The 23,026-nt window shown below is 42.9% G+C and carries 19 protein-coding genes; 11 read left to right on the top strand and 8 right to left on the bottom strand.

What is annotated here, in order from left to right; translation table 11 throughout:
* Positions 1–142: 142 nt before the first annotated feature.
* Together RIB15_RS02440 and RIB15_RS02445 are read right to left on the bottom strand one after the other, a co-directional pair.
* Positions 143–1,198 carry a mechanosensitive ion channel family protein gene (locus RIB15_RS02440; protein WP_350200563.1) on the bottom strand — a complete coding sequence of 352 codons (1,056 nt, stop codon included), beginning with the start codon at positions 1,196–1,198 and terminating at the stop codon, positions 143–145.
* Between the two features lie 3 nt (positions 1,199–1,201).
* Positions 1,202–4,240, bottom strand: a complete 3,039-nt coding sequence (locus RIB15_RS02445; RefSeq protein WP_350200564.1) for an AAA family ATPase — start codon at positions 4,238–4,240, stop codon at positions 1,202–1,204.
* A 180-nt stretch (positions 4,241–4,420) separates the two neighbouring features.
* Between RIB15_RS02445 and RIB15_RS02450 the strand changes: the two genes are divergently transcribed.
* Positions 4,421–5,710 carry an N-acetylmuramoyl-L-alanine amidase family protein gene (locus RIB15_RS02450; protein ID WP_350200565.1) on the top strand — a complete coding sequence of 430 codons (1,290 nt, stop codon included), beginning with the start codon at positions 4,421–4,423 and terminating at the stop codon, positions 5,708–5,710.
* 2 nt (positions 5,711–5,712) lie between these two features.
* Positions 5,713–6,336 carry a uridine kinase gene (gene udk / locus RIB15_RS02455; RefSeq protein WP_350200566.1) on the top strand — a complete coding sequence of 208 codons (624 nt, stop codon included), beginning with the start codon at positions 5,713–5,715 and terminating at the stop codon, positions 6,334–6,336.
* Positions 6,337–6,351: 15 nt separating this feature from the next.
* Here the strand turns inward: udk and RIB15_RS02460 are convergent, their stop codons facing one another.
* A complete protein-coding gene (locus tag RIB15_RS02460; protein WP_350200567.1) occupies positions 6,352–7,113 on the bottom strand; it encodes a type III pantothenate kinase in 762 nt (253 codons plus the stop codon).
* A gap of 51 nt (positions 7,114–7,164) precedes the next feature.
* Here RIB15_RS02460 and RIB15_RS02465 point away from each other — a divergent pair, with 51 nt between their 5' ends.
* Positions 7,165–7,884 carry an SDR family oxidoreductase gene (locus tag RIB15_RS02465; RefSeq protein ID WP_350200568.1) on the top strand — a complete coding sequence of 240 codons (720 nt, stop codon included), beginning with the start codon at positions 7,165–7,167 and terminating at the stop codon, positions 7,882–7,884.
* A gap of 3 nt (positions 7,885–7,887) precedes the next feature.
* Positions 7,888–8,277: a DUF4296 domain-containing protein gene (locus tag RIB15_RS02470; protein ID WP_350200569.1), complete on the top strand. Its 390-nt coding sequence runs from the start codon at positions 7,888–7,890 to the stop codon at positions 8,275–8,277.
* A 35-nt stretch (positions 8,278–8,312) separates the two neighbouring features.
* Here RIB15_RS02470 and RIB15_RS02475 read toward each other — a convergent pair whose 3' ends face one another.
* Entirely contained in the window at positions 8,313–10,241 is a 1,929-nt protein-coding gene (locus tag RIB15_RS02475; RefSeq protein ID WP_350200570.1) for a RecQ family ATP-dependent DNA helicase, read from the bottom strand.
* Positions 10,242–10,288: 47 nt separating this feature from the next.
* On the opposite strand from RIB15_RS02475, the gene RIB15_RS02480 reads away from it, so the two are divergent.
* The 3 genes from RIB15_RS02480 to RIB15_RS02490 are packed head-to-tail and all read left to right on the top strand — an operon-like array spanning position 10,289 to position 12,242.
* Positions 10,289–11,245, top strand: coding sequence for an endo alpha-1,4 polygalactosaminidase (locus RIB15_RS02480; RefSeq protein WP_350200571.1), 957 nt, complete (start codon positions 10,289–10,291; stop codon positions 11,243–11,245).
* A gap of 43 nt (positions 11,246–11,288) precedes the next feature.
* On the top strand, positions 11,289–11,756 hold the full coding sequence (locus RIB15_RS02485) for a hypothetical protein (protein ID WP_350200572.1): 468 nt from the start codon (positions 11,289–11,291) through the stop codon (positions 11,754–11,756).
* Between the two features lie 12 nt (positions 11,757–11,768).
* Positions 11,769–12,242: a hypothetical protein gene (locus RIB15_RS02490; RefSeq protein ID WP_350200573.1), complete on the top strand. Its 474-nt coding sequence runs from the start codon at positions 11,769–11,771 to the stop codon at positions 12,240–12,242.
* Positions 12,243–12,439: 197 nt separating this feature from the next.
* Here the strand turns inward: RIB15_RS02490 and leuB are convergent, their stop codons facing one another.
* From leuB to RIB15_RS02510, 4 genes are all read right to left on the bottom strand, one after another.
* Positions 12,440–13,552 (bottom strand): 3-isopropylmalate dehydrogenase, encoded by a 1,113-nt coding sequence (leuB, locus tag RIB15_RS02495; RefSeq protein WP_350200574.1) that lies wholly within the window; start codon positions 13,550–13,552, stop codon positions 12,440–12,442.
* 3 nt (positions 13,553–13,555) lie between these two features.
* Positions 13,556–14,146, bottom strand: coding sequence for a 3-isopropylmalate dehydratase small subunit (leuD, locus tag RIB15_RS02500; RefSeq protein WP_350200575.1), 591 nt, complete (start codon positions 14,144–14,146; stop codon positions 13,556–13,558).
* 4 nt (positions 14,147–14,150) lie between these two features.
* Positions 14,151–15,560, bottom strand: a complete 1,410-nt coding sequence (leuC, locus tag RIB15_RS02505; RefSeq protein WP_350200576.1) for a 3-isopropylmalate dehydratase large subunit — start codon at positions 15,558–15,560, stop codon at positions 14,151–14,153.
* A gap of 269 nt (positions 15,561–15,829) precedes the next feature.
* Entirely contained in the window at positions 15,830–16,987 is a 1,158-nt protein-coding gene (locus RIB15_RS02510; RefSeq protein WP_350200577.1) for a 2-isopropylmalate synthase, read from the bottom strand.
* A gap of 201 nt (positions 16,988–17,188) precedes the next feature.
* Between RIB15_RS02510 and RIB15_RS02515 the strand changes: the two genes are divergently transcribed.
* The 4 genes from RIB15_RS02515 to ilvN all read left to right on the top strand — a co-directional run bounded on the left by RIB15_RS02515 (position 17,189) and on the right by ilvN (position 22,994).
* Positions 17,189–18,730: a hypothetical protein gene (locus RIB15_RS02515; protein ID WP_350200578.1), complete on the top strand. Its 1,542-nt coding sequence runs from the start codon at positions 17,189–17,191 to the stop codon at positions 18,728–18,730.
* Positions 18,731–19,007: 277 nt separating this feature from the next.
* Positions 19,008–20,687 (top strand): dihydroxy-acid dehydratase, encoded by a 1,680-nt coding sequence (gene ilvD / locus RIB15_RS02520; protein WP_350200579.1) that lies wholly within the window; start codon positions 19,008–19,010, stop codon positions 20,685–20,687.
* Between the two features lie 20 nt (positions 20,688–20,707).
* Complete coding sequence (ilvB, locus tag RIB15_RS02525) at positions 20,708–22,447, top strand: biosynthetic-type acetolactate synthase large subunit (RefSeq protein WP_350200580.1); 1,740 nt, start codon at positions 20,708–20,710, stop codon at positions 22,445–22,447.
* A 4-nt stretch (positions 22,448–22,451) separates the two neighbouring features.
* Positions 22,452–22,994 (top strand): acetolactate synthase small subunit, encoded by a 543-nt coding sequence (ilvN, locus tag RIB15_RS02530; RefSeq protein WP_350200581.1) that lies wholly within the window; start codon positions 22,452–22,454, stop codon positions 22,992–22,994.
* The last annotated feature ends 32 nt before the right edge of the window (positions 22,995–23,026 follow it).

The raw sequence follows: 23,026 nt of genomic DNA on the forward strand, positions 1-23,026 counted from the left end.
GATTCATTTCTGGCGTAGTATTCTACACCATTCAACCCACCCCGTCATCCCGTACGAAGCGTAGCGGAGATACGGGATCTCCTGTTCCAACTTGGGATGTCAATCAAGGAGATCGCGGGTCTATGCCCGCGATGACTGTGAGTTAATCCCCTGTAATTTCCTGATGTAAAGTCTCATCTCGTATGATGTCCCGCTTTTTCAGTTCAGTCAAGATTAACTCAGTAACATCGCTCTGAAATGGAAACTCATAACGGATATCGAGTACATATGCTTTTACTTTCAGCTTAATAACAAACCGCCGTTCGTGCATCTCATTCTCTGTCATAATACTGATCGGTTTTTTCAGGAATACAAAGCGGGAAGCAATCACGGCTTTATAAGCTACTTCCTTCACCTCCTCAACCGGGCATTCTGCAGGCAAAAAGATATTTGTAACCACCAGACAGTCTAAAGCGCCGGTATTGGCATTGGATACAGCCGTCCTGATAAGCTCTCCATTAGGAATCGTGACTACGGAATCTCCCGGCGTCACAATGCGGCTTGAACGCAACCCAATTTGCTGCACTTCCCCATAATGATCGGCAAACTGTATTTTATCCCCTACCTGAAATGGTCGGTCCAGAATCAGCATCACCCCGCCAAATAAATTTTTAAGCACATCCTGTGAAGCAAGCCCAACAGCAATACCTACTGAAGCCATCACCGTGATGATGGTAGCATAGGGTGGCTGAATAATTCCGGCGATCGCCACGTAAATAGCCAGGGTCCATAGCACCACCCGAATTATGGGAACCATCCGCTTTATCCGGAGCCGGTATTTGGATATCCGTTCAGAAAAGTTACCCAAAATGGTACTAATGAATGATGTCACATAATAGGTGGCTATAAAAAACAGGATAATCATTATGATTTTTGGCCATGATATAACCTGTTCAAGCTGAGCTAAGGCCTGTTCAGCATCCCCTGATACAGAGGTGGAATCTCCTGAAAACCCGAACTGTTGCTCCAATTTTTTAGTGAGAGAATCAAGACGGGCTAACCGATCATTAACAAGCGAATCTACTTTTTGTGTTATCGTGGTATCCTGAACAGCAGAAGTATCGGCAGCAGTGGAGTTCTGGCCAAATAAACTTCCTGCCCAGCTTATGTTGAGCGTCAACAGAACCAAAGGCATCAATATGTTTTTATGCATTCTCATATCTCAATGTATGTAATTTGCCTCTTTCAAAATCCGTACTACCTGCCGGTAAATCAGATGATTCAGCATATATCCATGCTCGGTTTTAAATAGAATAGAGCGGGATGTTAACCGCGACACCAGCAACTTGCTATCTCTGAAAGGTTGATGTAACACTTTTGAAAGATGTTCAGGCATCAGTGAGTCGTGTAATACAAAAGCCGCCAGGGCAAACAATTCAGAACTATCAAGTTCATCGATACGGCTAATGGCAGTGAAGTCGAACGGATTGATATAAAAGTGGGTATCGTCATATTCCCGAATCGATCGTATCCAGAAAATCATAGCGATTGAAGCATTTCCTTCACTTAGTTTCGCCAGCTTTTCAAAGTATCGGTCTTTCAAATACTCTTGAGTCTTCTCCTCGTCGTCCATGAGCTTTCGGAAATTTCGGCTTTTTTTAGTGGCATCATCCGGCAAAAATATGAGCTGGTATCCACTTGCACGATGTCTCCTCAGGATCATTTCCTCAATTTGTTGAGCGCTCAGGTTATCTGTTTCTGCAGCATGTGTAAAGTAATCTGCAATATTCAGCACCTTATCCAGGAACAACCATCCATATCTCGTGCTGCTGGCTATCCACATTATTTCCTTGTTGGTTTCTGAGATCAATAGTAGCAATTCCTCAATGGCTTCAAAACCTGAAATATTGCGGATATAGCAGTTTTGAATATTCTCCAGAATAATAACAACACGTTTTTTCTTTCTTTTTATAGCCGCGATAAGAGCTTCGGTATTCTCCGGCTCATCTATCTTTAAAGCGCCAGCAATTCGATCTGTAATTTCTTTGGGAGTCCAGATCGTGTCCTCAAAATTAATTTCGATAACATCGTGTTTGGTCAGCACTTCTTCCATCAGCAAAGTAACAAACAAGCTTTTTCCACTTCCTTTTTCACCCACAATGGCAAAGGTGGAAGGGAAATTATTCTGCCAAAGCTCATATCCTTTTTTGAATCTATCAAATTGTTCCGGCTTGCGAATATAGAAACGCTCTTCTACTTCCTTATTAAAATCAAAAAGTCTTCGGTAAATAAATGGAAGGCTGGCGATTTGTTCATCTGTTTCAGAAAGAAAAGTAGCGAGATCTGTTTTATCCCCTTCCAGCTTTTCTTTTTCTGCAAAACCCAGAAACTTGCGTATTACCTCAACATAGTGTTTGATCTTTTTCCAGATGAAACGGCCAAACAACTCCGCTTTTTCAGAAATTCTGGCCCACCACACCTGGAGCTTGGTTTTCCAGTCAACAGCTGCCTGTTTAGCTTTATATTCGGCGCCGGCAAGACGGACTTCATTCACATCTTGTTTTTCGAGCAGCATAGCCAGCTTTACAAAAGCTGCCTTACGTTTTTCATCCAGTTTTTCTTCCAGCGACTCTCGTTTTTCCCGAACATTGCCCTGTAGCTCTTCCAGTTTGGTTTTGGCACGCTCCAAGCCCTCCCGGGCTACCTGAATGGGTTCTTCTTCATCCGATTTTTTGACCTCATCTGCAATTTCAAGGTTGGTGTAAATAATCTCAGAGATTTCCTGAATATCCACGAGAGTCTCCATCAGAAACTGTTCGGGCTTAATCTCTTTTGGCATGAATTCTTTGGCCAGGTTATTACTGATTACCCGTTGAACCAAACTCTGCCATTCAACCTGCTCAAACTCATATACCGGAGGAAGCTGAGTCAAATCCAGCTTTTCGATGAGGATTGCCTTCTCAGGTTGTTCTTTCGTCCATTCGGGAATCGCAGAAGTAAACCGGTCAAGCTTTGTACTCAAAGTCACATCTTCGGTAGCCTCCCGAATAGACTTGAGCATCTGCTGATCTATAAATTCATTCATCTTTTCCCGATGATCGCTGCTAAGCTCCCGCACCTGTTTCAAAGAGCGGTTTTCGGAATCATCAAAAATCGAGATCGCTTCTTCCAGCTGTTTCATCAGCTCAACAGAAGGAGATTCGATCTGATCTGCAAAAAACTCATCGATTGAATCACCAAATCCTCCCGTTCGGTCCTCAACCATTTCGTTCAGGTTTATGAAACTCATGGATAGAAACACACGATTTACCAGCACACTCAGAAGTTCATCCCACGTTTTTCGATCATTCTGTCTTCGGGTTTGAATGCTATTTTGCCTGTGAATAATTTTCGTTTTGGTATACTCACTTTCTGAACGTTCGACGGTACCTGTCAGAGAAATCGCACGTTCAATCTCATCCTTTATCGTTTTTAGAAATTCGTCAAGTTTCCTGGTTTGAGTGGATTTTATATCCGCCACTCGTTTCAGGGTTTCCTCAAAAAACACCTCTATGTCATGCTGATTAGGAGTGATTTCAGCTGGCTCTGCGGTTACAGCTTCTTCGCCCTCCCCTGCAGGAAGTTCATCAAAAGTGATTAGTCCACTGGAATGCAGCGTCCATGCATCTGCTTCCATCAATACTTCGGCTTTCAATTTCTGAATATCATGTTTCCACTCACGGCTCCACCGGTCAAGCTTCAGAAGATGAGTTCTGACAATATACTGGAGTGGAATTTTTTGTTTCCAGACGTGTGCCGATTGTGCTGATCTTCCAAAAATCTTTCTCACACCATTTGCTACAGTATTCAGTCCCCGCTGGACTCCTCTGGAAGACCGTTTTATAATCTTCCTTCCTTTCATTAAACCAGTATCGTCAGGCTGTGACTGAAATCGGTTCTCTTCCTGGGGTAAAATAACATGGGCTTCAATGTCCGAAATAACAGGCCGTAAATCTTCCAGCCACTCTATTCTTTCATTTTTTTGGTTTTCAGCTTTTTCATCCTCTGTATCAGCTGGAAGTTCGGTCCGTATTTTCTCTGCAAAATCCTTAAGTGATTTTGCTGTTTGTTCAGCTTTGACCCCTGACTGAGACTCTTTGAGTAAAGCTTCCAGCTGCTCGACTTCCATATTCAGCCTGTTCTTCATCAAGTCCTTCACTTTAGAAAGCCATGTATGCTGGAGCTGATTTAAAATTTTTTCCCTGGAATAATCGGATTGCATGTATATAAAATCGATTTCTTAGTGCTTCTGAAACTGCACTCTTTTAAATAAACAACAAATTATTAATTCTGTTGGCCGAAAGTATCATTAAAACAATATTTCTCCACTTTATCCTTTTTTCAGAACTCTTTCAATGGTTTAGAGAATATCTTACATTAAATGCATCATCTACAAAGGCAAATGACTTACCGAAATCATAACTCCGGCTTCAATATGCGCATATCTCATATTTACAGAGCGCTACCATTGTTGTTTTTATTTCTTTTTTCTTTCGCCAGCAGCTTTGCCCAGACGCAGCTTCACAGGGTTTCGAACACTGCTCGCAGCGATGGCTTGGGATATGTAGTTCGATATCACCTTACCGCACCGGTTGATTCTTTTGACATTCTTCAGCCAGCTCCCGATCTCATTCAGATGGTTTTATACGACGAAGAAATGGATACCACCGGACTTCAGCTGCCTGAACAAAGTGAAAAATTAAAGGAAGTTCGCCTCTATAAGCTCAACTATGGATATGGAGTAGACATTTATCTTTCGGATGATGCCCATTATAAGTCCAAAGCTTACCTCGATCAAAACGGGAAAGATATTTTAGTAAACCTCGAAGTGGCAGATCAGCGTGAGGTTGAGCGATACTCCCAGCAATTTCTGGCCCGTAACTGGTACGAGGAAATTGTAGATGAAAGCGCACTTGAAGTATTACCTCCTGACACTGCGCCAAGAAATGATTTTTACTACGATGTAAAAGATAAACTACGCTTTGATAAAATTGTCATCGATCCCGGACACGGCGGATGGGATCCTGGTTCTATTGGTTATAAAGGAGTCAAGGAAAAAGAAATTACTCTTGCAGTTGCTAAAAAACTGGGCGCATATATTAATGAACACCTCCCGGATGTAGAAGTGGTGTACACCCGTACCGATGACTCATATCTTGGCTTGGCTGAGTTGGGTCACTTTGCGAATCTTGCAGAAGCAGATTTATATGTATCCATCCATTGTAATTCATATAGAAATCAATATGTACGGGGAGCTGAAGTTTATTTTCTCGGACTGCATAAAAGTGATGCCTCTTTCGAGGTTATGAAACGTGAGAACAGTGTATTCAAAAATGAAACAGATAAAGAACTTACTGAAGAAGATTTGCTTGTTTATGAATTGGCACACAGCGGCTACATTGCCACAAGTGAAAAAATAGCCTACATGATTGAAGATCAGTTCAAAAACCGGGCGCAGCGAAAATCACGGGGTGTGAAACAAGCTGGGTTCCAAGTGCTTTTTGAAGCATCCATGCCCGCCGTTTTGGTTGAGCTTGGGTTTATCACCAATCCGGCCGAACAACGGTTTCTTACCAGCGATTACGGCCAAAGTATAATGGCTTCGGCTATGTTTAGAGCCATACGCGATTACAAAGCCGAATACGACCAAAAACAGGCGTACAATACTACTTCATCTTCTAACCAAAAATAAGCATGTCTTCCAAGCCATTAGTTATTGGAGTTGCCGGAGGAAGCGGCTCGGGCAAAACCACGGTTATCAATTATATCTGCAAGGAATTTGCCAAAGATAACATCCTGCGGCTTGAGCACGACTCCTACTACCGGGAACTGGATCACCTTCCTTTTGAAGAACGTGTAAAACAGAATTTTGACCACCCGGCTTCCCTCGAAACCGAGCTCATGATCCGGCATATAAAAGCACTGATGGAAGGTTATCCCGTAGAAGTTCCGGTTTATGATTTCGAGAAGCACACCCGAAAAGATGAAACCATCACGGCTACACCCTCAAAAGTCATTCTCATTGATGGTATCCTGATTTTTTCTGAGCCTGATCTGTTAAACCTGATGGATGTGAAAATTTTCGTGGATACTGATGACGATGTCCGTCTTCTGCGCCGGCTCAAAAGAGATATTCAGGAAAGGGGCCGTTCTGTAGACGGGGTGCTAACACAGTATGAAAAGTTCGTGCGCCCCATGCACCTTGAGTTCGTGGAGCCCAGCAAGCGATATGCAGATATTATTATCCCGCGTGGCGGAAAAAATAAAGTAGCCCTCGAAATGGTTTCTGCACTTATCAGTGGCAAGATGAATGGGTAAATAGTTCTACATTCGTTATTCGATGTTCCTTTTTCGGCGTTCCAATAACTTCATTCCATCAAACACGAGAAATGGCCTGACTTTGGATTCCCCGCTTATCAGTTGCCTGATTGATTGAGCATCTCCTCCGGTTATAAACAATTCGAAAGGACCGAATTCCTCTTCATATTTTTGAAGAATCCCTTCAATGGCCATCTGATAAAATCCTGCCTGCCCCCATTTCAATGAATCAACCGTACTTTTTCCGGGCCAGATTTCAGGAATTTCTATCTCTACACCCGGCAATGCAGGAGCTTTTTGCGGCAAAATTTCAGTGAATGAAGATAATCCCGGAGCAATCAATCCCCCATGATATACACTCTCCTGATCCATGAAATCAATAGTCAACGCGGTACCAGCATCAATCACTACCACCGAACCATTCGTTTGATTGGTAGCTCCGTAGCATGCTAAAAACCGATCTATTCCCAGGGTTTCGGTAGTCTGATAATCAAGTAATTCACGGGGAATGTCGTCTGTACTTAGCTCAACCAGTTTGACATGACTCAATTCTTTGCGTATTGCATCCTGTACGTCCTTCCGTACGCTCGCCAATACTATATGTGAAAAAGACTCAGGATGCTCATCAATCCAGTGCACAAGCTCGGATGCGGTGTAGTTCTTCCTGGCATGAATGGCTTCCCAGTTCACTCCGTTTTTGTATGCACCTTTAATAGATGAATTTCCGGCATCCAGATACAGAGCTTTTTTTGATGAATTGGAATCGATTTTGCTCATCTTTTTGTAGTACTTTTAACAATTGAATGTAAACAAAATACCACTTTTACCATGAATCTTGATTCTAAAGTCGCCATCGTAACCGGAGCCAGCAGCGGTATTGGAGCAGAGTTTTGCAAAATGCTGATTGAAAACGGAACCGAAGTGTATGGACTTGCGCGCAGAGTTGATAAACTGAATAAGCTTCAAAAATCTTTGGGTGATAAATTTCACCCGGTTAAAATGGATATCACAAATCCTGATGACCTTGAAGAATGGGTGAATGATACTTTTAATTTGAATCACCTGCCGGATATACTGATCAACAATGCCGGAGTGATGTATTCTGCCAACGTGGATGACCTTTCCATGGATGAGTGGCATACCATGATCAATGTTAACCTGAATGGGATTTTTTACCTCACACGCCTGATCGTCCCGCTGATGAAAAACAATGAAAATACCTGCCATATTATCAATATTTCTTCTATTGCCGGATTATTAGGAAACCCAACCATTTCAGGATATAACGCCAGTAAGTTTGGGGTACGTGGATTTAGTGAGGCTTTATTTAAAGAACTTCGTTATGATAGCATCAAAGTTACCTGCGTTTTCCCGGGCTCTATAAACACCGACCTGTTTGATAAAATTGATGGTATAGAGAATCATCCCAACATGATGAAAACCACCGATATTTCAAGTACTGTGAAGTTCCTGCTCGAAACAGATGATAACTTCCTGATTAATGAAATCACCATGCGCCCTCTTAACCCTAAAGATCCTACCAATTAAGGAATGAAAACTCCTTTTAAACAAGCTGCTTGCTTTCTTTTTTTAGTAGTAACTGTATTTGGTTGTCTGGGCCCTGAGGAAACTCCCAAACCCGACAACCTTATCGATGAACAAAACTACATCGATCTCTTGATTGAGATGCAGCACATCTCGACTTATCGGGATGCCCGAATAGAAGATGTGAATGCCGATTCTTTAAAATCTTTGATATACAATAAGTTTAACATTACCGAAGAACAGTTTTTAGCCACTCATGAATACTATCAAAAGCAGGTAGATCGACAAATAAAACGGGTTAATGAAGCCATTCGTCAACTTGAAAATGAAGAGCAATACATTCAGGCTCACATCGATTCCGTAAAAGCAGCCAGAAGGGATTCAACTGAGAAATAGATTTCAGAGGATGGGTTCTCCTAAAATCCATCCTCTTATATTTTACAATAATATCCCGGTTTAGATGGTACTGTAGTCACTTTTCCTTCCCTGATCAAAAACTGAACAGCTTGTTGAACCTTTTGATTAGACTGTTTGGTTGAACTGCAAAGTTGATGAATATTCTGCTCTTCATTTTTTAGTTCTGTGTAGACTGCGGCGATTTCCTCATCGGTTGGCTTTACCTCCTGAACAGATCCATTCTTCAGACAATTATCACAATGACCGCAAGGCTCAGCATCGGTATCACCAAAATAGTTTCGCAGATATACTTCCCGGCAATTTTCTGTTAGAATAAATCCATGCATATGCTCTAGTTTCCGGAACAAATTATTACGGTGCGACTCAACCTCTTTTTTTGTGAGAGGTAACTTACGGGAACGGGCCTCCAGAACTTTTACCAGGTTTCGTTGTTTATGCATTTCGAAAACCAATACCTGATCATTTTGCATCAGCACATTTAAAGCTTTGACTAATACATTCCTTCGAATTCCTAACTTCTCAAGCACATACTCTTCATCCAGCTGCACCATTTCATTAAACGCCAATGTTCCAAACATGCGCTCCAGCTTATCCGTGAATTCAGCCTTTTCATCATTCTTACATTTCTCACGGAATGTTTTCATAGCGTTTTGACTAAGCGTAAACTGCAGGCTAACAGCCGGCTTCACCTCTTCCTGCATAGCAATAATATCAAACTGATCCAGAAGCCGCATAGCCGCTCTTGCTTTCCCGTATTTAAGTTTCCCCCGTTTTTTAATTTGTTCAATATCAAAAGGCATGGATTCTTCCATTTCAGACCCAACGGCAAGGTGAAAACTATCGCACAACACCTGGTAAACATGATCCAGTTCATCAAGTTTAGGATAGCCCTGATCAATACGGTCATCAGCTTTATGATAATCCGATTCTCTGTACAGCAAAATCGGAAAACTTTCTTCCCCATCCCTGCCTGCACGACCGGCTTCCTGATAATATGCTTCCAGTGAATAAGGCATTTCTTCGTGAATCACATATCGGCAATTTGGTTTGTCGATTCCCATTCCAAAGGCATTGGTCGCAGCTACGAGTGGTGTTTCTCCTGTAATCCACCGCTGTTGGATAGCTTTCCGCTCTTCAGATTCAATTCCTGCATGATAAGCCTCGGCTTTAATCCCTATTCTGGAAAATCGCTCAGCCAGCTGTTCACAGTTTTTCCGGGTCCCCCCATAAATCAGGCCATCTCCTTTTTGAGCTCCTTTCTTTACCGATTCTTCCAGCTTCTGTTTTTTATTGGGAGCTTTCACTACCCACCATTTCAAATTCGGGCGTGAAAAACCGCGGGATATTACATTTGGCTGCTCAAAACCCAGCGAACCGACGATATCCTTTTGAACTTCCGGAGTAGCTGTAGCCGTAAGGGCAACCCATCGGGTTTGATCTTCAATAACGGCCAATGATTCCCTGATATCCCGGTAACTCGGGCGAAAGTCATGCCCCCATTCACTAATGCAATGCGCCTCATCAATAGCCACAAGGTCAATATTCAGGTTCGGCATTTCCGCTTCCCAGAGTGAAGTTTTTAACCGTTCCGGTGCACAGTAAAGCAATTTGTACATTCCATTTCGGGCATTCACCAGGCGTTGCTCTACTTCATACGAAGGAATGGTGCTGTTGATAAAGGTAGCAGATACTCCTTTAGATTTTAACTGCTGCACCTGATCCTGCATCAATGCCACCAGTGGGGAAATGACCAGCGTCATGCCTTCAAAAACAGTAGCAGGCACCTGGTAACAGAGCGACTTCCCTCCACCCGTTGGAAAAAGAACAAGCGTGTCTTTCCCCTCAAAAACAGACTTGACTACTTCATCCTGACCGGGCCGGAATCCATCAAATCCCCAAAATTTTTTTAAATTTAATTCTGCTTTGTGAAAATAATCCTGCAACTTTCGCCTTATACGTTTATCTCTGTTTTACTTCAAAATACAAACCAATGCGAACAAAATTTCTATTCCTGTTTTTAATTATCGCCACCTTATTTTCTTGTGGTGTAGATTTCAATGATGACAGTATTGATTATCGTGAAGAGATGCGCATTTTTGTTCAGGAAATTTCTGAGTTCGCCAAAGATCAAAACCCTGATTTTTCCGTCATCCCTCAAAACGGACATCCATTGATATTAAGAAATGGAAATCCTGCCAATGATTACCTCAATGCCGTGGATGGACTCGCCCAGGAAAGTCTCTTTTTCGGCTATAGCAAAGACGATCAGCCTACCCCCGCTACTGAAACCAATCAGTTGCTTAAATTATTGAACATGGGCAAACAAGCTGGTAAGACCATTCTGGTTACCGATTATTGTTCCACTTCATTTAAGGTAAATAATTCGTACAACCAAAATAATTCATTGGGCTATCTGTCCTTTGCCGCTCCTGAACGGGATTTAACGAAAATTCCCTCCCGCCCTATTGCTTTACCTGGTGTTAATGATGAACAGATTTCAAGACTATCAGAAGCAAAGAACTTTTTATACCTGCTGAATATGTCTGAATTTGAGTCCAGAGCTGACTTCATAAATTCCGTCCAGAGCACCAACTATGACCTCATTGTAATGGATGCTTTTTATGGAAGCCGTATGTTTACCCCACAAGAGGTAGAACAGCTACGGCAAAAAGAAAATGGGGGCAAGCGGATGGTCATCAGCTACATGAGCATCGGAGAAGCGGAAGATTATCGCTACTACTGGCAAGATGAATGGTACACTGGCAACCCGGAGTGGCTGGTACAGGAAAACCCAAACTGGGAAGGAAATTACAAGGTAATGTACTGGCATCCTGAATGGAAATCCATCATATATGGGAATGAAGACTCTTATCTGCAACAAATTATAGACGCTGGTTTTGACGGAGTATATTTGGATATCATAGATGGATTTGAATTCTTTGAATAATAACTACTGTCTCTTATAGGTTACTTTCTTAAACACCCTCACTATGAAAAACCTGACCTTTATTTTACTCAGCGTTTCATGCCTGTTATTTGCCGGCTGCTCGCAAAACGATATCCTCGAATCTGATTACGTTATAAGATATGGCACCTCCTTCGGTGAATGTATGGGAGATTGTTACAGAGAAACCTCCATCACAAAGTATCAGGCCACACTCAGAGTTCAGGAATATCAGCAGGGAAAACAAACCGAACTTGAAGTAAGAGCTGAGAAAGGCCTCACGGTTCAGGACTTCGAACAAATTAACAGTCTTGTTGATACTGATATTATCCAGGCATTACCAGAAGCCATTGGCTGTCCTGATTGTGCTGATGGTGGAGCAGAATGGATCGAGATACAAAGTCCTGGATTGCACAAAAAAGTGACTTTTGAGTATCTTAATGAACCTAATTCTGTTAAAGATTTGGTTACCAAGCTTAGAGAATTACAGAACAACCTTTACATTCAAGATTAATAACGAGCTATTATGAAGAACTTCCTTACAACCATTCTTTTTGCTATGGTGATGATTTTCACCGGATGCAATCAAGGAAATATCATTGAGTCAGAATATACCATCAAGTCCGGGTCTTCTTTTGGAATGTGTATTGGGCCCTGCTATCAGGAAGTTTCACTAAATGAGTCTCAGGCTGTTCTCAGAGTTCGGGAAACAAAAAGTGAAGGTGGACAAACCGATTTAAAAGTGGTAAACAAGCGTGCCGTTACATCTGAGGAATGGAATGACCTAACGGCTCTTGTTGATCAAAATGCAATTAGTGCACTGCCAAAAGTAATAGGTTGCCCTGATTGTGCCGATGGTGGAGCCGAGTGGATTGAGATTCAAAGTCCCGGTTTTGTAAAAAAAGTAACTTTTGAATACAGACAACCACCGGCACAAATCGAAGAACTGGTTAACAGGCTCAGAGAAACCCGGGAAGATCTGAATCCTGACAATAATTAATTAACGTTAGTTCGAAATAAGAAATGAGTATAACAGACTCAAAAATAGCGATTGTGGTCATTCCCGCGAAGGCGGGAATCTAAATAGAGTCCTAAAATCAGCTGTTGATTCCTGGAAAACAATTAGATTTCGGGCATTCGCCGTAAAATGACCTCTTAACGTATGAAACGGTTATCTTTATATCAAACTGACTATAATCAGATCACAGGCAGCTTTCCTTCAAACATATTCTCGAAACGTACGTCCGAAATATTTTGGTCGAGTAACAGGCTTAGTGCATCTCCAACTTTTGAACATGAAATAAAGTTTCGGGAATGCAGATCCTGAGTCACCAGTCCTTTACGGATCATAAAGTCGATATTGGTATTAATTAGCTCAGCTTCTTCGTAGAGACCAAAATGCTCCAGCATCATCGCTACTGATAAAATGGTTGCTATTGGATTGGCGATATCTTTACCGGCTGCCTGAGGATAACTTCCATGAATCGGCTCAAACAACGAAGTCTTCTCTCCAATCGAAGCAGACGGTAATAAGCCAATAGAACCGGTTATGACACTGCTTTCATCTGAAATAATATCCCCGAACATGTTTTCCGTCAGAATCACATCAAACTGATTGGGGCGCAAAATGATTTGCATGGCCGCATTATCTACGAACAGATATTCAACTTCTACATCCGGGTAATTTTGAGCAATCACCTGTACGGTTTGTCGCCACAGGCGGGAGGTTTCCAATACATTTGCCTTATCAATCAGCGTCAACTTTTTACGACGACTTTGAGCAGCTTCAAAGGCTAATTTCGCGATTTGCTCAATCTCTTTTACAGAATAGGTACAATGGTCATAAGCCGATTCGCCATCCTCACTTCGGCCTTTATCTCCAAAATAGATTCCTCCTGCCAGCTCCCGATAAATCACCAGGTCGGTTCCTTCCACATGTATTCTTTTCAGTGGTGAACGATCAACCAGTGAATCATAGGTTTTAACGGGACGAATATTTGCATACAGTCCAAGCTCTTTTCGCAGCCGCAACAATCCCTGCTCTGGCCGAACCTTTGCATTCGGATTATTATCATACTTGGGATCACCAATAGCGCCAAAAAGGATGGCATCAGCTTCCAGGCAGGTTTCCAGCGTTTCTTTTGGCAAGGGATCGCCGGTTTCTTCAATAGCGATAGCGCCAACTAATCCCTTTTTATATTCAAAGTCATGTCCAAACCGATCGGCAATGACTCCAAGTACTTTCTTTGCCTGTTTGGTAACTTCCGGCCCAATTCCATCTCCGGGCAATACGGCTATTCTTTTTTTCATTCCCTAAAACTCCACGTGTTGTTGTTCAAATGCTTTAATTTTGTCTTTTTGGCTGAGTAGAAAGTCGATATCATCGTATCCCTTCAGCAGGCACATTTTCTTAAACGAGTTGATTTCAAATGTCTCACTGCTTCCGTCTTCCAGGGAAATCCGCTGATCTTTCAAATCTATTTTAACAGGTGTTGATGGCTTTTTTTTGATGTCGGCCAGCATCTTTTTCAAAAACCCGTCACTAACCTGAACCGGAAGAAGCCCATTATTCAGTGCATTTCCCTTAAAGATATCTGCAAAAAAACTTGAGACAACTGCCCTGAATCCATAATCATACAAAGCCCAGGCGGCATGTTCGCGGCTTGATCCACACCCAAAATTACGACCGGCCACCAGTATTTCTCCGGAATATCTTTCATCATTCAGCACAAAATCTTCTTTAGGATTGCCTTCTGAATCATACCTCCAGTCCCTGAATAAATTTTCCCCAAATCCTTCCCGTGAAGTAGCCTTTAAAAAACGAGCAGGTATAATTTGGTCCGTATCTACATCTTCTGCAGGCAGAGGCACAGCTGGTGTTTTTAGTATTTTAAATTTTTCCATTGATTTACACTGCTACTTTTTCAAGTTCAAATTCCCGCGGATCTACCACTTTTCCTTCGATAGCTATGGCAGCTGCGGTAAGAGGACTCACCAGCATAGTTCGGGCACCGGGCCCCTGCCGCCCCTCAAAATTTCGGTTCGATGTAGAAACACAATATTCGCCTTTTGGAATTTTATCCTCGTTCATTCCAAGACATGCTGAACATCCCGACTGTCGTAATTCAAAACCAGCCTCGGCTAATATCTTGTCAATTCCTTCTTTCTGTGCCTGCTCTTGAACCTGTCTTGAGCCCGGTACAATCATCGCATTAACATGATCGGCTTTCTTTTTGCCTTTCACATAGTTCGCTACAATCCGAAGGTCTTCAATGCGGCTATTGGTACAGCTTCCTATAAATACGTGATCGATTTTCTTTCCCTGAAGTCTTTGACCGGGTTCCAGCCCCATATATTCAAGCGACTTTTGCAATCCCTCCGGGTTTGCGACTTCTTCTGGTTTTGGAACCGTTCCGGTAATCTTGATGCCTGCCCCGGGATTGGTCCCATAGGTAATCATCGGTTCAATGTCTTCAGCCCGGAAATTGTATTCTGTATCAAAAATAGCTTCATCGTCTGAAAAAAGTGTTTTCCAATGATCTACAGCTTTCTCAAATCGTTCTCCTTGTGGGGCAAATTCACGGCCTTTCACATATTCAAAAGTCGTTTCATCCGGAGCAATCATCCCGCCACGTGCACCCATTTCTATACTCATGTTGCAGATGGTCATGCGAGCTTCCATAGAAAGTCCCCAGATGGCTGTTCCCGCATATTCTACAAAATGGCCGGTTCCTCCGCCGGTTCCCAATTTCGAAATGATATACAGGATGATGTCTTTGGCATAAATCCCGTCCCCCAGTTCTCCATCTATAGTAATGCGCATAGTTTTAGGACGCTCTACAAGCAGGCATTGAGTAGCCATTACCTGTTCTACCTGAGAAGTCCCTATTCCAAATGCAATAGCACCAAATGCCCCATGAGTTGACGTATGGCTATCACCACAAACGATGGTCATGCCCGGCTTGGTTATTCCCAGCTCCGGACCAATTACATGCACAATACCCTGATAGGGATGTCCTAATCCATAAAGCTCAATCCCGAAATCTTCACAGTTCTGCTGAAGAGCATCCACCTGTAATTTGGAAAGCGCATCTTTAATAGGAAGATGCTGATTTTTGGTAGGCACATTGTGATCTGCCGTTGCAACAATCTTATCGGTTCGGTGAATATCTATTCCACGGTTTCGGATACCACTAAAAGCTTGTGGGCTGGTAACCTCATGGATAAAATGCCGGTCGATATATAAAACTTCTAAACCACCCTCTACCTGCGCAACTACATGATGATCCCAAACTTTATCAAATAACGTTTTTGGCATAAACTGATTTATACTTCTTCAATACTATTAGTAACTCCAATTTCTTTGCTAAATAAATAATGTTCGCTCCGACGCAGAGCGAATAAACATTACAAACATTGACCCTCCCCTTTATCCCCTCCCGGGAGGGGAAACTCTTTGGCAAGAGTTTGAGTTGGATACGACCTCATTATTTCAATTATGTATCTGCCTGAACCTGATTCCGAACGCTCTGCGTCGTAACCAAACACTTCAGCATTCAACGTTCCTTGTTGAATGTTCGATGTTCTTTAGCCTGTTGCAGCAACTGAAAACAATTGAACCAAGTCCTGATCCTGAATCACCTTTTGCTGATCAGCAAGATTCAGAAATTCCTTGTAATAACGATCCAATTCTTCTTTACTAAACTCAAATCCCAGTTTCTGTGCCCTGTAGTGCAATGCAGCACGACCACTCCGGGCAGTAAGCACAATAGATGACTCCAGTGCGCCAACTTCTTCAGGGTCTATAATTTCATAAGTTTCCCGCGATTTAATCACTCCATCCTGGTGAATACCTGATGAATGTGCAAAAGCATTCGATCCAACAATGGCTTTATTGGCCTGAACCGGCATATTCATTTTAGCTGAAACCAGCGCACTGACTTCACAGAGATACTTGGTATTGATGTTGGTATCAAAATTCAAGTCATGATGCTTACGCATAATCATCACCACTTCTTCCAATGATGCATTTCCGGCCCGCTCACCAATTCCATTGATGGTACATTCGATTTGCTGAGCTCCATTTTGTATTCCGGAAATTGAATTTGCTGTGGCCAGGCCTAAATCGTTATGGCAGTGCGTGGAGATAATGGCTTTATCAATTCCCTTCACGTTTTCTTTCAGGTATTTGATCTTTTCACCATACTCCGAAGGCAGGCAGTAGCCTGTTGTATCCGGAATATTTACTACCGTTGCTCCAGCCTTGATCACTGCTTCGATTACTTTTGCGAGATATTCATTATCTGTACGCCCGGCGTCTTCAGCATAAAATTCTACATCTTCCACATACTTCTTCGAAAGCTTTACGGCTTCCACTCCCCGTTCAATTACTTTCTCACGGGTAGTTCTGAGTTTATTAAAGACATGACTGTCAGATGTTCCAATTCCTGTGTGAATACGAGGACGATTAGCATTTTGAACAGCTTCAGCTGCTACTTCGATGTCGTTTTGAACGGCGCGAGTGAGAGCGCACACCGTTGAATTTTTGATGATTGCAGAAATCTGTTTTACGGACTTAAAATCTCCTGGGCTGGAAACCGGAAAACCGACTTCCATTACGTCTACTCCAAGACGTTCCAATTCCCTGGCGATTTCAATTTTTTCCTGGGTATTTAATCTGCACCCCGGTACTTGTTCGCCATCCCGGAGAGTTGTATCAAAAATCTGTATTTGTGTGTTTGGCATTAGTCTGAGGATTTCTAACTTAACTGCCGAATCAATTACTGTCTCTGGTCAAAGTTCTAGTAATTGGGCTGAATGTATTGGCATACAAGGTTTTCCTAAAACCAGAATCTTAGGTTATTACGATACCCAAACATTTGGCATAAATAATCATCTTACTGATTATTAATTACTTAACTCACTTTTACTCACTCATTTAGTACAATGGCCAATCAACCGAATGATTATCTTTATCAACTGATTAAATCGTTGACAAAGGCTGAAAAGCGTGCATTTAAGATTTATGCAACCCGGAACAGCACGCCCGATGCTAAATTCATCAAGCTCTTTGATGCAGTGGATAAAGTGACCGACTATGATGAAGAAGCTATTATCAAAAGCTTAAAAGGAGTTAAGAAGCGGCAATTTTCAAACCTGAAAGCTCATCTGTATAAACAGATTCTCACCAGTCTTCGGCTTACCAATATCAACCACAATGTAGACATCATGCTGCGCGAGCAGATTGATCATGCTCGAATTTTGTATAACAAGGGACTCTATAAGCAAAGCCTGAGACTGCTGGACAAAGCCAAGTCTCTCGCCCACCAAAATCACCGGCATTCACTGGAATATGAAATTCTGACTTTTGAACGAATCATAGAGTCGCAATATATCACCCGGAGTCTAAAGAACAGAGCCGATGAACTGATTGAACAAGCTGAGGAAAAGCTTCAAACCCTTTCCAACTATAACCGACTTTCCAATCTGTCGTTAAGGCTTTATGGCATATACATTAAGGCTGGCCATGTTCGGGATCAAACCGATTATGAGAACATCAGCCGATATTTCAAAAAGGAACTGGACGATATAGATAAGGAAAACCTGGGCTTTTTTGAGCAGCTTTATCTCTATGTTTCCTATGCCTGGTACAGCTTGATTGTTCAGGATTTCTTGCTTCAATATCGCTATGCCCAAAAGTGGGTCGATCTATTTCACGACAATCCGGATATGCTGGAACTGGAACCTATTTGGTATCTTAAAGGGCAACATGTGCTGCTAGAAGCATTGTTCATTCTGGGCCATTACAAGAAGCATGAGGAAGTAAAAAGGAATCTGGAATCCTTTCTGGATAATCCTCCTATACGGAGTAATGAAAACCTGGAAACGCTCGGCTTTATGTACCTATATACCTCAAAAATTAACGGACATTTTATTGCGGGTACGTTTTCAGAAGGGGTAAAGATGGTTCCGGAGTTGAACCGGAAAATAGAAAAATACGCACAGCAGGTGGATCCACACCGTATTCTGGTCTTCTACTATAAAATAGCCTGTTTGTATTTTGGCGCCGGAAATAATGACAAAGCCATCGATTACCTCAATAAAATCATCAACTATCCCGACCAAAAGCTGCGGGAAGACCTTCACTGTTTTGCACGTATTCTGAACCTTATTGCCCATTATGAATTAGGAAATCAGACCCATGTAGAGTATCAAATAAGATCTGTTTACCGATTTCTCAGAAAGATGAATGACCTGAATCTGGTTCAGCAGGAAATACTGAACTTTCTTCAGAATTTAGGCAAGGCAAACGGTTCATCCCTGAAAGAAAAGTTCATAAAACTGCGCGAGCGACTGCTCGAAATCAATGAAATGCCTTATCAAAAACGTCCTTTTTTGTATTTGGACATCATATCCTGGCTGGAGTCCAAAATTCACAATAAACCCGTTCAGGACGTTATAAACGAGAAATTCACTCCCCGTCATTAATAGAATATTTATTTGGGCATCCCATCAATTAAAAAGATAGCACCGCTGTTTAGTTGATATTATAGCTAAGTCAGCTTTTCTTAGGAGCGAATTAAACGTTCAATTATGCTGTCTATCATTATTTCTCTGGTCATTATTCAAGTCATTGGTATTCCATACCAACCAGGGAAAGTTTTGTGATGGCAACTTGATTATGATTACACAAAGCCTTCCCTAATCCGGAAGGCTTTTTTTTTTGAACTTAGTTTTTTGGAAACGACTCACACTCACTCATTACATGGCGGAATTAAATAAATACAGTAAACAAGTCACCCAGGACGACTCTCAGCCTGCAGCCCAGGCTATGCTACATGCTATAGGCCTTACTGACGAAGACCTACAGAAACCTCTCATTGGTGTTGCAAGTACTGGTTATGAAGGCAATCCCTGTAACATGCACCTCAATGATTTAGCGGTTCATGTGAAAAAAGGAATTGAAAATGCCGGATTAAACGGACTGATTTTTAATACTATTGGTATCAGCGATGGCATTTCGATGGGAACGCCCGGAATGAGGTATTCTCTGCCCTCCCGGGATTTAATTGCAGATTCAATGGAATCGGTAGTCAAGGGAATGTCTTATGATGGTTTTGCGGCTATCGTAGGCTGTGACAAGAATATGCCCGGCGCTCTGATGGCCATGATTCGTGTAAACCGGCCTTCCATTCTGGTTTATGGTGGAACCATTGCTCCCGGTTTTCATAACGGACAAAAACTGGATGTGGTTTCCGCTTTTGAAGCCTGGGGTCAAAAAGTAAGCGGGAAAATGTCGGAAGGAGATTTTAAGGATGTGATTCAGCATGCTTGTCCCGGTGCCGGTGCCTGTGGCGGGATGTATACCGCCAACACCATGTCATCAGCTATTGAGGCTCTGGGGTTAAGTCTTCCCTATAATTCTTCGAACCCGGCTATGAATGGAGTAAAAGCCATTGAATGTGAAGAAGTTGGACAACATCTCTACCACCTGCTGGAGAACGACATCAAGCCACTGGACATTCTAACCAAACAATCATTTGAAAACGCCATCCGCCTGATTATGGTTTTAGGCGGATCAACAAATGCGGTTCTTCACCTTATTGCCATTGCCCGTACTGCGAATATCGACATCGGGCTGGATGACTTTCAGCGACTGAGCAACAACACCCCTTTTCTGGCAGACCTGAAGCCAAGTGGTAAATATGTAATGCAAGACCTACACGAAGCAGGAGGTGTTCCGGCTGTAATGAAATATATGCTTGAACAGGATCTCCTGGATGGAGACTGCATGACCGTGACCGGAAAAACATTAGCTGAAAATCTTGCAGAAGTTGATGCATTGGATGACAAACAGGATGTCATTCACCCCTTTGAAAACCCCATTAAGAAAAGCGGCCATATTCGCATCCTATATGGAAATCTTGCAGAAGAAGGTGCTGTGGCTAAAATAACCGGGAAAGAAGGAGAACTTTTTGAAGGAACAGCCCGTGTTTTTGAAAGCGAGTTTGAAGCCAACGATGGAATTAAGAACGGGGAAGTAAAAGCCGGAGATGTAGTCGTAATCCGATATGCCGGCCCCAAAGGCGGTCCCGGAATGCCGGAAATGCTGAAACCCACTTCCGCAATTATGGGCGCAGGCTTAGGGAATGATGTGGCTCTTATAACCGACGGTCGGTTTTCCGGAGGCACCCATGGATTTGTAGTAGGTCACATAACTCCTGAAGCACAAACAGGCGGTGCAATTGGACTGATCAGGAATGGAGACACCATCAGAATTGATGCCATAAAAAATGAAATCAATGTGCTGATTTCTGATGAGGAACTAGCTGAACGAAAGAAACAATGGAAGGAGCCGCCACTTAAGGAGGCCACTGGCACTCTGTACAAATACGCCAAAAGCGTTTCATCAGCTTCACAAGGCTGTGTAACCGACGAGTTTTAACCTATATAATCTCACTCATTATGGGAACAGTAGAAGTACCTGAATTAACATCACAACCAAAAACAACGGCAACCAAAAGAATGACCGGCGCTGAAGCAATGGTCCGGATTTTACTTGAAGAAAATGTCGATATGGCTTTTGGTTACCCCGGCGGTGCAATTATGCCGGTTTATGATGCACTTTATGATCATCAGGATACCATCCATCATGTACTTGCCCGACACGAACAGGGAGCTATTCACATGGCTCAGGGTTATGCCCGGGCAAACGGCAAAGTCGGTGTCTGCCTTGCCACTTCCGGTCCCGGAGCAACTAACCTGATTACCGGTATTGCCGATGCCCAGATTGACTCTACTCCCTTGGTATGCATAACGGGTCAGGTTAATTCTTCTTTACTGGGAAGCGATGCTTTTCAGGAATGTGATGTACTTGGCATTTCCATGCCGGTTACCAAATGGAATTATCAAATCACACGTGCCGAAGAAATACCCCAGGCTCTTGCTAAAGCGTTTTACCTGGCCAGAACCGGCCGGCCCGGGCCTGTGGTCATCGATATTACCAAAGATGCCCAGTTTGAGGAATTTGATTTCGCCTATCAGAAATGTACTTCTCTCAGAAGTTATACTCCTAAACCAAAGCTGGATCTTTCTAAAGTTGAAGAGGCTGCTGAGTTGATAAATAACGCTGAGCGCCCCTATGTTCTTTTTGGGCAGGGAGTGTTGCTGGCGAATGCCGAAAAGGAATTCAAACAGTTCATCGAAAAAACAGGCATTCCCTCTGCATGGACCATCATGGGGCTTTCCGCGCTCGAAACCGATCACCCCTTAAACGTAGGGATGCTGGGCATGCATGGCAATTACGGACCGAACCTCCTCACCAACGAGTGTGATATACTTATTGCTATAGGCATGCGCTTTGATGACCGGGTAACCGGAAACCTTTCTACATATGCCAGGCAGGCAAAGGTCATTCATCTTGAAATTGATCCTGCCGAAATTGATAAAAACGTATCGGCTGATGTCCCTGTTCTTGGCGACGCCAAAGAATCTCTAACCGAGCTCATAAAACACGTGAAACCAAACAGCCATGAAGAATGGCTTCAGCGATTTCGTGATTGCGACAAAGAGGAATGGGATAAGGTTATTGAGGAAGAACTCCACCCCACTACTGATGTATTGAGCATGGGGGAAGTGATTCGCATCATCAATAAAAAAACCAACGACGACCATATTCTGGTAACCGATGTAGGGCAACACCAGATGGTCGCCTGCCGCTACACCAACTTCAGCCGTTCGAAAAGTAATATCACTTCGGGCGGACTCGGAACCATGGGTTTTGGTCTGCCAGCTGGAATTGGAGCAGCACTTGGCGCACCAGACCGAACTGTAATAGCCGTAGTTGGCGATGGTGGCTTCCAGATGACCATGCAGGAATTGGCGACCATCTACCAGACCAAAGCCAAAGTTAAAGTATTGCTGCTGAATAATGAATTTCTGGGGATGGTACGGCAATGGCAGCAGCTATTTTTCGAAAAAAGATATTCATCCACCGAACTTATTAATCCTGATTTCCAGCAGCTGGCCAAAGGATTTTATATCCCCACCAAAAAAGTCACAGAGCGGGAAAATCTGGATAAAGCGATTGAGGAATTCATCAACTATGATGGTGCTTATTTCCTCGAAGTGATGGTGGGCAAAGAAAATAATGTATTCCCGATGGTACCTAGTGGCTCGGGAGTCGCAGAAATACGATTGGAGTGATCCTATGCAATCTGAACTACAAGAATTTACTATAACCGCATATACCGAAAATCATGTGGGACTGCTGCACAGGCTTACCATCATTTTCACCAAGCGGAAGATTAACATCGAAAGCCTGACAACTTCCGAAAGCGAAACCGAGGGCATTCACCGGTTCACCATTGCGGTAACCGAAACCGAGGAACAGGTTATAAAAGTAGTCAAGCAAATTGAAAAGCAGGTGGAAGTGCTGAAGGCTGACTACTACACCAAAAAGGAGGTCGTTCAACAGGAACTGGCACTCTATAAAATCTCGACCAAGTCCCTCACCAACGGACTCGAAGTTGAGCGGATTGTCCGCGAGCATAATGCCCGGTTTCTGACTATCGAAAAGCACTTTGTGGTGATCGAAAAATCCGGTTTTCGCAGAGAGACTATGGCTCTTTTTGATGAACTCAAACCTTTTGGCATCAACGAATTTGTACGATCCGGACGGATTGCCGTGTCCCGGGAACGGGATGGTATCGGGAAAGATGTAGAAAAAATACTGGCTGAAGCAGCTTTATAAACCATTTATAGAAATCTACCACCTCGTTCCGC

The sequence above is a fragment of the Gracilimonas sp. genome (assembly GCF_040218225.1).
Lineage (GTDB): Bacteria > Bacteroidota > Rhodothermia > Balneolales > Balneolaceae > Gracilimonas.

Bases quoted from the DNA above. Each gene is read 5' to 3' on its own strand.
- ilvD (WP_350200579.1), top strand. From the start codon at position 19,008: ATGGCGGAATTAAATAAATACAGTAAACAAGTCACCCAGGACGACTCT.
- leuC (WP_350200576.1), bottom strand. From the start codon at position 15,560: ATGCCAAAAACGTTATTTGATAAAGTTTGGGATCATCATGTAGTTGCG.
- udk (WP_350200566.1), top strand. From the start codon at position 5,713: ATGTCTTCCAAGCCATTAGTTATTGGAGTTGCCGGAGGAAGCGGCTCG.
- RIB15_RS02485 (WP_350200572.1), top strand. From the start codon at position 11,289: ATGAAAAACCTGACCTTTATTTTACTCAGCGTTTCATGCCTGTTATTT.
- RIB15_RS02440 (WP_350200563.1), bottom strand. From the start codon at position 1,198: ATGAGAATGCATAAAAACATATTGATGCCTTTGGTTCTGTTGACGCTC.
- leuD (WP_350200575.1), bottom strand. From the start codon at position 14,146: ATGGAAAAATTTAAAATACTAAAAACACCAGCTGTGCCTCTGCCTGCA.
- RIB15_RS02480 (WP_350200571.1), top strand. From the start codon at position 10,289: ATGCGAACAAAATTTCTATTCCTGTTTTTAATTATCGCCACCTTATTT.
- RIB15_RS02510 (WP_350200577.1), bottom strand. From the start codon at position 16,987: ATGCCAAACACACAAATACAGATTTTTGATACAACTCTCCGGGATGGC.
- leuB (WP_350200574.1), bottom strand. From the start codon at position 13,552: ATGAAAAAAAGAATAGCCGTATTGCCCGGAGATGGAATTGGGCCGGAA.
- ilvN (WP_350200581.1), top strand. From the start codon at position 22,452: ATGCAATCTGAACTACAAGAATTTACTATAACCGCATATACCGAAAAT.
- RIB15_RS02515 (WP_350200578.1), top strand. From the start codon at position 17,189: ATGGCCAATCAACCGAATGATTATCTTTATCAACTGATTAAATCGTTG.
- RIB15_RS02470 (WP_350200569.1), top strand. From the start codon at position 7,888: ATGAAAACTCCTTTTAAACAAGCTGCTTGCTTTCTTTTTTTAGTAGTA.
- RIB15_RS02445 (WP_350200564.1), bottom strand. From the start codon at position 4,240: ATGCAATCCGATTATTCCAGGGAAAAAATTTTAAATCAGCTCCAGCAT.
- RIB15_RS02465 (WP_350200568.1), top strand. From the start codon at position 7,165: ATGAATCTTGATTCTAAAGTCGCCATCGTAACCGGAGCCAGCAGCGGT.
- ilvB (WP_350200580.1), top strand. From the start codon at position 20,708: ATGGGAACAGTAGAAGTACCTGAATTAACATCACAACCAAAAACAACG.
- RIB15_RS02450 (WP_350200565.1), top strand. From the start codon at position 4,421: ATGACTTACCGAAATCATAACTCCGGCTTCAATATGCGCATATCTCAT.
- RIB15_RS02460 (WP_350200567.1), bottom strand. From the start codon at position 7,113: ATGAGCAAAATCGATTCCAATTCATCAAAAAAAGCTCTGTATCTGGAT.
- RIB15_RS02490 (WP_350200573.1), top strand. From the start codon at position 11,769: ATGAAGAACTTCCTTACAACCATTCTTTTTGCTATGGTGATGATTTTC.